General features: G+C 32.9%; 10 protein-coding genes, 2 tRNA genes and 4 pseudogenes. 1 reads left to right on the top strand and 15 read right to left on the bottom strand.

Features of this window, described 5'->3' with window-relative positions; all coding sequences use genetic code 11:
* Positions 1-40: 40 nt before the first annotated feature.
* The 7 genes and pseudogenes from ACQ9BO_RS08305 to ACQ9BO_RS08275 form a co-directional block, all read right to left on the bottom strand.
* Positions 41-121 (bottom strand) — tRNA-Tyr (locus ACQ9BO_RS08305).
* Positions 122-181: 60 nt separating this feature from the next.
* A tRNA-Thr gene (locus ACQ9BO_RS08300) sits at positions 182-255 on the bottom strand.
* A gap of 90 nt (positions 256-345) precedes the next feature.
* Complete coding sequence (hpf, locus tag ACQ9BO_RS08295; RefSeq protein WP_132989543.1) at positions 346-648, bottom strand: ribosome hibernation-promoting factor, HPF/YfiA family; 303 nt, start codon at positions 646-648, stop codon at positions 346-348.
* Positions 649-683: 35 nt separating this feature from the next.
* Positions 684-1576: pseudogene (locus ACQ9BO_RS08290) on the bottom strand (tyrosine-type recombinase/integrase).
* 118 nt (positions 1577-1694) lie between these two features.
* Positions 1695-1889 (bottom strand): 30S ribosomal protein S21, encoded by a 195-nt coding sequence (gene rpsU / locus ACQ9BO_RS08285; protein WP_026730435.1) that lies wholly within the window; start codon positions 1887-1889, stop codon positions 1695-1697.
* A gap of 245 nt (positions 1890-2134) precedes the next feature.
* A pseudogene (locus tag ACQ9BO_RS08280) lies at positions 2135-3276 on the bottom strand (acyl-CoA dehydrogenase family protein).
* Between the two features lie 14 nt (positions 3277-3290).
* Entirely contained in the window at positions 3291-4193 is a 903-nt protein-coding gene (locus tag ACQ9BO_RS08275) for a ComEA family DNA-binding protein (RefSeq protein ID WP_431244325.1), read from the bottom strand.
* 257 nt (positions 4194-4450) lie between these two features.
* Here ACQ9BO_RS08275 and ACQ9BO_RS08270 point away from each other — a divergent pair.
* Positions 4451-5925: pseudogene (locus tag ACQ9BO_RS08270) on the top strand (APC family permease).
* A gap of 51 nt (positions 5926-5976) precedes the next feature.
* Here the strand turns inward: ACQ9BO_RS08270 and ACQ9BO_RS08265 are convergent.
* From ACQ9BO_RS08265 to ACQ9BO_RS08230, 8 genes and pseudogenes are all read right to left on the bottom strand, one after another.
* Positions 5977-6204, bottom strand: a complete 228-nt coding sequence (locus ACQ9BO_RS08265; protein ID WP_026730439.1) for a PspC family transcriptional regulator — start codon at positions 6202-6204, stop codon at positions 5977-5979.
* Between the two features lie 111 nt (positions 6205-6315).
* Positions 6316-7584, bottom strand: a pseudogene (locus ACQ9BO_RS08260) (DUF2851 family protein).
* A gap of 75 nt (positions 7585-7659) precedes the next feature.
* Positions 7660-8142, bottom strand: a complete 483-nt coding sequence (locus ACQ9BO_RS08255) for a 3'-5' exonuclease (protein ID WP_431244324.1) — start codon at positions 8140-8142, stop codon at positions 7660-7662.
* Between the two features lie 81 nt (positions 8143-8223).
* Entirely contained in the window at positions 8224-9585 is a 1362-nt protein-coding gene (locus tag ACQ9BO_RS08250; protein WP_431244323.1) for a pyridoxal-phosphate dependent enzyme, read from the bottom strand.
* A gap of 49 nt (positions 9586-9634) precedes the next feature.
* Positions 9635-11518, bottom strand: a complete 1884-nt coding sequence (locus ACQ9BO_RS08245) for a putative porin (RefSeq protein ID WP_431244322.1) — start codon at positions 11516-11518, stop codon at positions 9635-9637.
* Between the two features lie 263 nt (positions 11519-11781).
* On the bottom strand, positions 11782-12249 hold the full coding sequence (locus ACQ9BO_RS08240) for a RagB/SusD family nutrient uptake outer membrane protein (protein ID WP_431244321.1): 468 nt from the start codon (positions 12247-12249) through the stop codon (positions 11782-11784).
* A complete protein-coding gene (locus tag ACQ9BO_RS08235) occupies positions 12230-13168 on the bottom strand; it encodes a RagB/SusD family nutrient uptake outer membrane protein (protein ID WP_431244320.1) in 939 nt (312 codons plus the stop codon). The genes ACQ9BO_RS08240 and ACQ9BO_RS08235 overlap by 20 nt, the downstream gene beginning before the upstream one ends.
* Positions 13143-13331 carry a hypothetical protein gene (locus ACQ9BO_RS08230; protein WP_431244319.1) on the bottom strand — a complete coding sequence of 63 codons (189 nt, stop codon included), beginning with the start codon at positions 13329-13331 and terminating at the stop codon, positions 13143-13145. Before ACQ9BO_RS08230 ends, ACQ9BO_RS08235 begins: the two co-directional genes overlap by 26 nt.
* Between the last annotated feature and the right edge of the window lie 2 nt (positions 13332-13333).

Genomic DNA, 13333 nt, shown 5'->3' with positions numbered 1-13333 from the left:
CCAAGATCTGCATTTCAAAATCCAAACTTCTTTTTTTTTGTGGGGAGAGCAGGATTCGAACCTGCGAAGTTCACACAGCAGATTTACAGTCTGCCCTCGTTGGCCGCTTGAGTATCTCCCCTAATTTTTAAAATTCCATAATTTTAAAGAACCAATTTCAAATCGCATTTGAAATTTTCTGAGCCGATAGAGGGACTCGAACCCACGACCTGCTGATTACAAATCAGTCGCTCTAGCCAGCTGAGCTACATCGGCGAATGCATTAAAAAAGTCCGCTATTTCTAACGGACTGCAAATGTAGCTATTTTATCTTTTAATCAAAACATTTTTTGAAAAAAATTTCAATTATATGTGTGCTCTTATTTTTTCTTTCCTTTTTACTAGCAAACGTTCTAATGATTCTGCCGAAAGCTCTACCGCTTCTTCAAATGTTTTACATTGCTTTTTTACCAAAAAATCATCTCCAGGAACATTGATCTTTATCTCCACCGCTTTATTCTCCTTATCACTTGTTCTTTCCACTTTTAAAAAAACGTCCGACGACACTATTCGATCGTAGTATTTTTCTAACTTATCCATTCTTTCTTGAATAAAATCCACCAATTTTCTGTCAACAGTAAAGTTAACTGCATGAACATCTACCTTCATAATACTAATTTTAGGGTTAAACATTTCAGAAATCATTATTTGTTTCGAGGATGCGCATCATTATATGTCTTTTTGAGCTCCGCCAAACTATTATGAGTATATACTTGTGTCGACGCCAAACTCGAATGCCCTAATAATTCCTTAACTGAATTTAAATCTGCCCCATTATTTAACAAGTGAGTTGCAAAAGTATGCCGAAGCACATGCGGACTTTTTTCACCTTTTCAGAGACCCTACTAAAGTAAGAATTTATTAATCGATACACAAAAGATTCACTCAATTTTAATCCTTTTTTTGAAATAAAAAAATAATCCTCATCCTGAATGTTTTCTACCGAAGAACGCTCATTTAAATACACGTTCACTTCGTCGGCCACAATAGGCAAAATCGGAATAAGGCGCTCTTTATTTCTTTTCCCCAAAACCTTAATTATTCTTGAAGATAAATCTACATTATAAAGCATCAAGTTTATCAGCTCTGCTCTACGCATTCCTGTGGTATAAAATAAATCGACAATCAATTTATCCCTGACTTCTTCAAAGCCAACAGGAGAATCAATTCCCGACATCAAATCCCCTAGTTCTTTTTCTGAAAACGGAATTTGAACATTTTTTGGAGTTTTCAAAGCTTTATGCTTCAACATGGGATTCACATCAATTTGCTTTGCTTTTAAAAGAAATTTATAAAACGACTTTAAAGAAGCCATTTTTCTATTTACAGAAACATTTGAAATCCCGTCATCAACCAAAGAAACAATCCAGCTTCTGATTTGGCTATAATTTACATTTTCGACGCCGTCCTGTTCAAAATTAATTTTATTGAATTCCTCAAAAAACGAAATATCATTCAAATATGCATTAACTGTATGCATTGAATATTTTTTCTCCAACTGAAGATAATCGCGAAAAGCTTCTTTATTTGATTTCATCAGATTCCGTTTTATTTCCCAATAATGATTTCAGACCTATTTCAAAATTAAGCATAAAAAAACCGTTAGTATCAAAATTTTTGACAACTAACGGTAATTATTTTGCAAAAGCTAAATACTAACTCTCTAAACTATCTTTCAAGCCTTGGATGTAAGCCGCTTTTTGAATTTGAGCTCTTTTGATAACAGAAGGCTTAATAAAAGCAGTACGTGCTCTTAATTGACGAACAGTTCCTGTTTTATCAAATTTTCTTTTATAGCGCTTTAATGCTCTATCGATATTTTCTCCGTCTTTAATTGGTATAATTAACATAATATAGACACCTCCTCTCGTTAAGGTCGCAAATGTAAATATTAATTATGAATTATGAATTATAAATTGTGAATTATTTTTCATAAACTCGATTTCGCCCTTATGCGTGAGGGATTGCAACGGAAATCCTTTTTGTTTTTTCTTTAAAAACAAAAAGATTGCAGTGAAAAGCCCGACCCTAAAAACAAAAGCCACTCTGCGTTTGCTGAATGGCTTTTGTTTTTAGGGGCACGCCCAAAATACTATTATTCTTTTAACAGATTTCTAGAAATAACAAGTTTTTGAATTTCTGTTGTTCCTTCACCTATTGTACAAAGCTTAGAATCTCTATAGAATTTCTCGACCGGAAAATCTTTAGTATAACCATAACCTCCGTGAATTTGAACGGCATCATTGGCGATTTTAACGCAAGCCTCTGAAGCATACATTTTAGCCATGGCTCCTGATGTAGTTACTGGCTTATTGTGCTGTTTTAAATAAGCCGCTTTATGCAAAAGTAATTCCGAAGCCTCAATTTCTGTGGCCATATCGGCTAATTTAAAAGATATCCCTTGAAAATTACTAATTGGCTGACCAAATTGATATCTTTCTTTTGAATATTTCAAAGCCGCATTGTAAGCGCCTTTTGCAATTCCTAATGACAAGGCGCCAATTGAAATTCGGCCACCATCAAGTATTTTCATGGCTTGGACAAAACCTTCCCCTACTTCACCTAGTCTATTTGCATCTGGAACACGACAATTATCGAAAACCAATTCTGCTGTTTCACTGGCACGCATTCCAAGTTTATTTTCTTTTTTCCTGATGAAAATCCGGGCATTCCTTTTTCAAAAACAAATGCCGTCATACCTTTTGAATCACCTTTTTCTCCTGTGCGAACTACAACCACAGCAACATCCCCTGAAATAGCGTGTGTGATAAAATTTTTAGCTCCGTTGACAATCCAAAAATCGCCATCTTTTACTGCTGTGGTATTCATACCGCCCGCATCAGAGCCTGTATTATGTTCTGTTAATCCCCAAGCGCCAATAAATTCTGCAGTTGCTAATTTCGGAAGCCACTTTTTCTTTTGTTCTTCGTTTCCAAAAGTCAAAATATGATTTGTACATAATGAATTGTGCGCCGCAACTGACAAACCTATTGATGGATCTACTTTCGAAATTTCTTCGATAACTGTTATATATTCATGGTATCCCAATCCGGAACCACCGTACTCTTCTGGCACTAAAACGCCCATAAATCCCATTTCTCCTAATTTTTTGAAAAGCTGGATAGGAAAAATTTGCGCTTCGTCCCACTCCATAATATTAGGTCTAATGTTCTTCTCCGCAAACTCTTTTATGGATTGCGCAATCATTGACTGTGTTTCGCTGTAATCAAAATTCATTGTTGGCTGTTTTTTTAGAACTCCAAATATAAACTAATTATTTTTGCTTTTTCAACAGGAAAACCTTTAATTTTTGCTAAATCCTCAATATTATCAAAATTTCCGTTCATGCTTCGATAAGTTATAATTTGTTTTGCCAATCCATATTTGAAATAGGGAAATTGCGATAAATCTTTTAGTGACGCATCATTTATTGCGATTTTTTTCAAATCTTTAGGAATTACAACTTTAAAATGAGAATTCAGCTCTAGGATGACCTCTGGAGACAATCCCCAAATTTCACTCATCTGTTCCATAGATACAAAGCAACCTAAAATTTCTTTTTGCTTTAAGATCCTTGCAGACAATGCTTCGCCAATACCATAAACTTTGATCAAATCTTCTTGTGTAGCTTGGTTAATATCCAAAACAACTAACTTTTCCTTTTTATTTTCCTTTTTGAAATCTGTTTTTTGAACATATTCTTTTTTGTCATTTTTGAAGTTTGTTTTATTTCGAGACCAATCTGGAAATTTAAACAACGGAGAAATCGCCCTCAATAAAGAATCGGATATTTTGGTTACTGCCTGAAATTCCTCTGCCGAATTCACATATTTATTTTCTTTTCGAAATGCCAATAAGCGATCAATTTCTTGAACAGACATTCCAAGCTTGTAACCTTTATAATCTGAAATAAAGTTTGGGTTAAATAAATATTGTATCGGCTTTTTTTCGTTTTTCATCATTTTGAGAGAATCAATCTCTGACTGAAGCGCCATCCATTGCTCTTTTTCAGGAAAAGCTTTTTCTGCAGAATTAAAATCTAGACAGAAATACAAAACCTCTAATACAATTATAATTATAAAAAGCCCCACAATGCCAGTTCGCTGTTGATTTGAGAATTTAAAATAGGACAACAATTGTTTATAATTTTTCATTTGACTGAACTCATACATTTAAAAGATCTCAAAAATATAAAATTAACAAGTATTTTACTAAATTTATTTTTAACCTAAAATTATGCAATCAAAAATTTTAACCTAAATAGATTGACAAATTCAAAGCTGAAAACCTTGTTTCTTGTGACTTTTATGAATATTTTAAACATTTTATAACTTAAAACTCTATAATTGTTTTTATTTTTTACAAAAAACAATACATTTGGAGCTTAATAACAATAAACCAATATAATTATATGTCAATTTGGAGAGTTAAACCTATATCTGCTTTTGAAGCCGATATGAAAAAAAGTGATTTAAAAAGAGTTCTTGGAAAATGGAGCCTTACTGCCATTGGAGTTGGTGCTATCATTGGTGGTGGAATTTTTGTTCTTACTGGTACAGGAGCTTACTATCATGCAGGGCCAGCATTAGCTATTTCCTTCATTATTGCAGGTATTGCCTGTGTTTTTGTCGCTCTTTGTTATTCTGAGTTTGCATCAATTTTGCCAGTTGAAGGTTCTGCTTATGCTTATGCATATGGAACGATTGGAGAAATTTTTGCCTGGATAATTGGATGGGGATTAATTCTCGAATATGCAATGGGATCCATGACAGTCGCCGTTTCTTGGTCGGGATACTTTAATAAATTGCTTAAAATGTTTCATATCAAACTCCCAGAGTGGCTTACAACAGATCCTGCGAGTTACACAGGAGAAGGTTTCTCAATGAATCTTCCAGCTTTTTGTATCGTTATTTTAGTTATTTCGTTATTAATCAAAGGAACAAAAAGTGCTCGCAAAAGCAAATAATGCTATCGTTATCCTTAAAGTATCTGCTGTAATTTTCGTAATCGTAGCTGGACTTTTCTTCATCAATACTGCAAACTGGAGCCCTTTTATTCCAGAAGCTACTCAAATTATTGAAAAAGAAACTACTCATAATGCCTACGGAATTGGAGGTATCGTTTCTGGAGTCAGCTGCAATTTTCTTTGCTTATGTTGGTTTTGATGCTGTTTCTACTCAAGCTGGAGAAGCAATCAATCCTAAAAAAGACGTTCCTTTTGCCATTATTGCCTCTTTATTAATTTGTACGACTTTATACATTCTTGTTTCTTTAGTATTAACAGGAATGATGAACTACCAAGATTTCAATCCACTAGGAAAATATCCTGAGGCTATTAAAGCTCCTGTTGCTTATGCATTTGATATTGCTGGACAAGGCTGGGCTGGATTTATAATCACTGTTGTCGCTACTATCGGTTTAGTTTCAGTATTAATGGTAATGATTATGGGACAATCTAGAATTTTCTTAGGAATGTCTAAAGATGGTTTAATCCCTCAAGTTTTCTCAAGAGTTAACCCAATTTCTGGAACTCCAAAAACAAACTTAATGATCCTAGGAGGTATCATTGCAACTGTTGTCGCTTTTACTCCAATCAATAAATTAGCAGATATGACAAGTTTTGGTACTTTGTTTGCCTTTACAATGGTTTGCATCGCTGTTTGGATTTTAAGAGTAAAACAACCTGGATTAAACAGAACTTTTAAAGTTCCTGCTTTGCCGGTTATTGCTGTTTTAGGAATCGCGATTAATACTTATTTGATTATCAATTTGAGTATTGATGCTCAATTATTGTCTCTTGGATGGTTAGTAATTGGTATTTTGGTCTATTTTGGATATAGCAAAAGAAGGTCAAAACTTAACAATACAGATGCAGATGTTGAATAATTTTCAATTCTAGTTATAAAAAAAGCTCCAAATTTAAATTTGGAGCTTTTTTTATAAATCAAATACTGATGTTCTTTTTGAGCGAATTAAATCTTTTAGCCTAATCCAAAAAGCAAGAGTCAAATAAACCCCAAATCCTAAACCAGCAGTAACAAAAGATATGTAGATAAAAAATAAACGCACATTCGTTACACGCATTCCGAGTTTATCTGCTAATCTTGACGAAACATGGAATCCATATTTTTCAAAGAAAAACTTAAGTTTTAAAATTGCTGACATTTTTTATTTTAGATTTAAGTCCCGAAGTCTCGGGATAAATTTTAGATTTCTTTGACTTTGCTTAAGTTGACAAAAATACAAATTATCTCATTATCTCATTTTTCTAATTGTCTAATTATTTTTAAGCAACTCCATTCCTAGCGCACATTTCAAGCAAGCATTATGATTGCAATATTCATTTTTGAGTTCTATCAGAGTCTGGCTTTCAAAGGCATTTTTTGATTTTATTCCAAAAGACTCAAACTTTTCAATTATCGAATTTTTCTCTGCCGAAACATCATTCATAAAGTCAATTAAATCCTCAGCAATTGTACCGCCCATTATATTTGAATAAGCAAACTGAATTGGAATTATTGTATTTATAATCAATAAATCGATAAATGATTTTGACAGTTTTTTAGCTTTTTTGGACTTTCTTTATCAAACTGATAATGATTCTCCCAATACAAGCTTACCGAAACATCCAGTAAATTATAGACACTTTCTGCTGACTTCAGTTCGATTATTTTCGAAAACAAATTATGGCAATTGTAATAAAGACTTGCTAATTGGGAAAGTCTTATAGTAGGAAAATTATCTGGCCGATGCTTGAAAAACTGTACTGGATCAACATAAGTTCGTTCCAAATTATATTTATGAAGCAGAAAAAAATACCTGAATTTTAAATCCTTAAAATAAACATCTTCTTTCTCTGCATCAAGCAAACCACAGATGCCGAAAAGCAATGCTTCGAGATTTTCTATTTCAAAGCTTTCCTTTCTTAAAACAGAAAAAGGAATTGACTTTGACATCTGAAAAAAGAATTTCCGTTTGTATTAAGTCCAAAATTCTTAGCCAACATGCAAAACAAAACTGCTTCCCAATCTTGATTTGTTTCTTCTAACAATTGAAAAACAAACCGTGATTTGCGTTCTAATCTTTCGAAAAAAGTCGCTCCTGCCAATTTTTAAAAACAAATTTGTTGATTTCCTTTAGCTGTCTTTCACAAAAAATCCATGATTTAACTGAAACAAGTGCGTTATAACTTTCTATAGTTTCTTTAGGGACATAATCTTTTAATACCAAAACAGGAATTTCAGAATTGTCTTTCCTAAAGACCTCAGTATCATGTTCCCAAACAACATGTAAAATTACATTCTCATAAGCCGTATCCTTTTCATGATAATGCAAATACCAATCAGAGGATTTTAAATGGATTTCAATATTGCCCGCCCATTTTTGCTCTCCAATTTTAATTTGTGCATTGAAAAAATCGGGGCCGGAAAGACCTAAATAATCACCTGTCTTAAAAATAACAAGTTCGTCGTTCTGGACCGTTTTTAAACTCAAAGTGTCAAACTTTTTGAATCGCCAGAGATAATGAAGAAAATCTTCTTTCATTTTTAGATTTTATAAAAAATTACAAAACCTAAAAATAATTAAAAATTAATATTATTCTTACAAATTTATGGTTTTTTATCGCGACATATATAACTTTGCACATGCTCGCGCATCTGACAATGCTTCGTGGTGATTCAATTTAATATTCATTTCGCGACAGCAATCACTTAATTTTGTAGGCTTTATGCCTTTAGCTTTGTAAATTCTGACGGTACATTCCCATTTTGAGGCAATATTCAAATCCTCATAATTCAAACCATTTGCCAACATGGATTTCACAAGCACATTTCGATCAAAACTTTCATTATGAGCCACTACGACTCTATTTTTTAATCTCTTTTCGATTTCTGGATAAACTTGTTTAAACGATTTTGCATTAACGGTATCTCTTGGATAAATTCCATGCACTTGAATTGTAAACGGATTGTATATATTATTTGGTGGTTTTATCAAAGTGACAAATTCATCGACAATTACGCCATTTTGTACTGTTACAATTCCAACAGAACATGGATGAAATCCTGTTGCGGTTTCAAAATCTATCGCAGTAAAATTCATAATAAATCTTTTTAAAAAACAAATCCATAAATCTAATTATATGTTTAATCAGATTTATGGACAAATTTTATTTCTAGTACCTTATTTTATTGAACCGATAATATCATATTTGGTGATAATATGGTGATGTCCATTGCCTAAATCTACTAAAACCGCATCGTTTTCTTTTGAGAAAAGCTTAGATACTTCTTCAATTGGAGTTCCCATTTTTACAATCGGAAATGGTTTACCCATTACTTCTTTGATTGGTTTTTCGGCAACGTTTTTATCGGCAACATAACTTCTGAATAAGTCGGTCTCATCAACAGAACCAACAAATCCATTAATATCAACAACCGGAATTTGCGAAATTTTATATTTACGCATACGCTCGATTGCATGCGAAACTAATTCTTCTGTGCGCACTACAATCAATTCTTTGTCAATATGATCTTTGATAACATCTTCAGCTTTAGTTACGTTTTCTTCCAAGAATCCGCGTTCACGCATCCAATCATCATTGAACATTTTACCGACATAACGGCTTCCAGAATCGTGAAATAAAACCACAACAACATCATCTGGCTTAAAATGCTCTTTTAATTGAAGCAATCCTTTGATACAAGCTCCAGCAGAATTTCCAACAAAAATTCCTTCTTCAAGTGCAATTTTTCTCGTATAAACTGTCGCATCTTTATCTGTAACTTTGGTAAAACCATCAATTAAAGAAAAATCAACATTTTTAGGCAAAATATCTTCCCCAATACCTTCTGTTATATAGGAATAGATTTCGTTTTCATCAAAAATACCCGTTTCATGATATTTTTTGAAAACAGAACCATAAGTATCAATTCCCCAGATTTTGATGTTTGGGTTTTTCTCTTTTAAATATTTTCCAACGCCTGAAATAGTTCCTCCTGTTCCAACACCAACCACGAAATGAGTAATTTTTCCATCTGTTTGTTTCCAGATTTCTGGTCCAGTTTGTTCATAATGCGCCAATGAATTTGACATATTATCATACTGATTCACATACCAAGAATTTGGGGTTTCTTCAGCTAAACGTTTTGAAACCGAATAATAAGAACGTGGATCTGTTGGCTCAACATCTGTAGGACAAACAACAACTTTTGCTCCAACAGCGCGGAGTATATCCATTTTTTCTTTTGATTGTTTATCAGAGATAACACAAATCAATTTATATCCTTTAACGATGGCAACAAGAGCCAATCCCATTCCTGTATTTCCAGAGGTTCCTTCAATAATTGTTCCTCCAGGTTTCAATCTGCCATCAGCCTCAGCATCTTCAATCATTTTAACAGCCATTCTGTCTTTTACAGAATTACCTGGATTAAAAGTTTCGACTTTTGCCAATACCAACGCATCAATTTCAGCAACAATTTTGTTGAGCTTTACAAGCGGCGTGTTGCCTATTGTTTCTAAAATATTATTTGAAAAGTCCATTTTATTGTAATTTAATATTTGGTTTAAAAAAATAAATCACGTCTTAATTTTATTCGAACCAGTTCCATACCAAACCAAATCGGATAAGAAAATCACGATATGGATTATTAGGCGCCGAATAGTAATCGTTTTTAGAAAATGCAGAATTAAAATGTTCTGCTTTTAAATAAAAACGAGTTTGACGAATTCTCGCATTTACGAAAAAGTCGAATCTTGCATAATTACCAATTTCCTTGGTGTTTTGAACAAAAAATTCTCCAATTACCGGATTGTAATCATTTCCGTAATATTTCGTAAAATAGTTAAAAACAAGTCCGGTTTGCATGAACAAGGCTTTTTTGAAAAAGTAACTTGAGTAATACAATGTATTTCTGGTCACAAAATCTGGTACATTTACGATCAATTCAGACTGATCTACTTTTTGATACAAAAGTGTATTATCAAACCCGAATCTTCCAAACTTAAATTCTTTGTTTGCTTTTATAGAAAAATAATTAATAACGTTTCCATACTGAGCCGGATTTATAATTTGAGTGTGAACCATGACTTGTTCTTGCGTCGAAACATCAGCAAAATACAAATGATCTTTTAAAACAGAATATTGAACTTCTGCATTCAGCCAAGGCGTATAGACATTTGCACCTAGTTGATTGATTTTTTCATTTTTAAAACTATTTGACCAATTATATTCTACATAACTACTTTGGTACAAATTATAGTTATTATTTGGCAACTTATTGATATTACGGTATCTAAAATCAAACTGAAAATCTTTATTTAAATTGTATCGCAATTTTGCATCTAAATCAGAAAGCGACTGGTTTGTAATTGATCTTGTATACAAGAAACGTCCATTCCATTTATTTTTTTGATATTCATATTGTCCCCCAACATTATTAATCTGCAAAAACAAATTGTTTGGAATAATATGTCCATCTTCTTTTACAATAATTCTATTATACTCATAATTTGATCTATAATCGTCAATAAAAAAATAGAACTTCCCTAAAAGTGTATTTTCATATGCCAGTCCAGCTTTGTTATATAATTTTTCAAAACGAGTTTTGTCATTTATATTACTAGTCACATATGATTCTCCAAAACGTTGCACATTTGTCGCATTACCTACAGAAGACAGAACTGTTGGCTGTTCGTATTCAAAAATTTTATACTCGTAATTAAATTGATGCGTTACGTACAAATTATTATCGGCATCTTTTGGGTTAATTCTAAAGGCGTGATCGAAAAAGAATCGATGCCCTTTTAATAATGTTTTAGCATCTGTTAAATAAACCTGTAATCGTTGTCGGTTTTTATAATCAGGGTTGTCACTTTCAAAATCCTCTGGCCTTGTAATTCCGCCATTTTCTTCATTTGTCACATCTTGATACGTTACGTGTGCATTCAAGATATATCTTTTATTGGTTGTTGCATAACTTGTTGTAAATCTAAAGTTACCAACACTAGTCAGTTGATTTATATAATTCCCCTCTGAACGCAAGCCTCGATATGCAATTGAAAAATTCAAGTTTTTCGAAGTATTCAAGGTAATAAACGAATCTACGTTTTGTCCTTTATTTATAGTGGTATTAAAAAACAATTCAGTAAACGGAGTTGGTGCTGAGTAATATTTAATATCCGACGGTTGCATATAATCAAAATGCTTGCCTGTAAAACCAATTTCTGGATACGGAGAAAAACTATTCAAACTATATTGCAAAGTATTAAACGGTCGCCTGATATTTGAGAATTCCAAAAGTCCAAAATAATCTTTACGAAGATAATTTTGTCTGTAAGCACTTTTTAATGTTAAAGACGTATCTGCATAAGTTGTATCGTGTTCTAAAGTAATAATCTGGTATTGCTCAATCTTAGCCACTAATGATTTTTTCTTTTTTACTGTATCAGTAATACTAGAATACTTTGTATTCATATCCAAATTATTTTTGGAGCGTTTTTTCTTGAGAAAACAATAAGGCGGGCATTATTATTAGGTATAGAAAAAGAGTATTCTCATTTGATTGTTTTATATGAAATTATAATCGACAAAATTAGTCAAGCAAAGGTAAAAGATAAAAACGTATAAAAAAACAAATCAGTATGATTGCAGAATTTTTATCACAATATATTGCAAATAGAAAAACCCCCAATCAAAAATGATTGAGGGTTTTTAAAAAAATCAAAATATTTATTTTCTTACCAGTTAGGGTTTTGTCCTAAACCTGGGTTTGTATTCATTTCAATTTGTGGTATTGGCCAAATAAACTTGTAATCAGAGTAAGGCAAAGCTGGCACACCGTAAGGACCTGTGTAAGGAGTTCCTAAAGTGTATAATGCGGCGACTGGAGCGGCATTAGCAAGTTTTGCAGGGATACCGTTGATTGGAGCAATATCATCATTTTGTAATCTGTGAATATCAGACCATCTACGTCCTTCCATTAAAAACTCAATTCTTCTTTCCACAAGTATTGCTGGAACTAAAGTTTGTGGTGTATTTAAAGTAGCGACAGTATAAGCTTGAGTTGCAGGATTAGCTAATGATCTGTTTCTTACTTGGTTCAATAAAGCTAAAGATGAAGCTAAACTAGCAGGAGTATTTAAACGAGCTTGTGCTTCAGCCATGTTTAATAAAACCTCTGCATATCTAATAACTGGAGCGAGCATCTGTCAAGTTAACAATATCAGAATATTTGTTAGTGTATTTTCTACCAGCAACAGTTTTGATCATAACACCTTCTTCTCTTCTTTTATCATCAGCTAACCAGTTTGGATTTCTCCAAATGATTGGACTAATGTTAACTAAAGCTCTACTGTTCAAGATACTTGCTAATGCGGCATTAACCTGAGGGTTAGAAGTAGCAGAGTGAGCGATAGAGAAAATAGACTCTGAGTTTGTTAAGTTACTAGCTGGTACGAATGGATCACCTGGCTTAGCAGTCAACGTATATTTACCATTTAATTTAGTTCCTTCAACAACTACATTTGCCCAGTCTCTTTTTTGAAGATAAACTCTCGTTTTGAAAGCAATCGCAACATTTTTAGATGCTCTTGAAGTAGTTGCGGCTGTAATTAATTTTTCAGCATCATCTAAATCAGCAAGTACTTTAGCATAACATTCTGCTACAGTATTTCTTGGTTTTGCATTTTCAGAATCAATTTCTGCTTGAGTATTTATACCAACTTCTCTGTAAGGAATACCTAAGTGAGTAGCTCCTGCAGTGTGGTTGTAAGGTCTTGCGAAATAATTCAATAATTCAAAATGTGTAATCGCTCTTAAAAATTTAGATTGACCAATATAGTCATCACCTACAGCTTTAGTAATTACACCTTTTGCAACAGCGTCAGTAACACCTTCGATCATTAAGTTACATCTGTTGATTAATCTGTAACCATCAACCCAGTAGTAAACGTTATTTGCAGATGTTGGATCGTAAGTTTGAGTATATGTTAATTGGTAGAAAGTAGCATTGTTTACTGCATCTTCTCCCATACATTCTCCCTGCTCAACAAAAGCGACTCCCCATACGTATCCTCTACCACCATTTGAAGTACCACTGTTATAAGTACCAATCGTTGCAGACATTGTACACACCAGCCATATAAGTTTCGATATATGTTGGAGTTGTAAAAGCTAGGTCAGTCGGAACGTTATTTATAGGTACAAGGTCTAAGATCTTTTCTTCAGTACATGAGCTCATCCCAAGTACTACTGCAGAAAGTAAAATTGATTTTATTATATTTTTCATAT

Origin of the sequence: Flavobacterium sp. P21 (genome assembly GCF_050632225.1) — a bacterium.
Taxonomy (GTDB): domain Bacteria; phylum Bacteroidota; class Bacteroidia; order Flavobacteriales; family Flavobacteriaceae; genus Flavobacterium.
The sequence above is the reverse complement of the archived record's forward strand: the minus strand, read 5'-3'. Positions and strand labels throughout refer to the sequence as shown.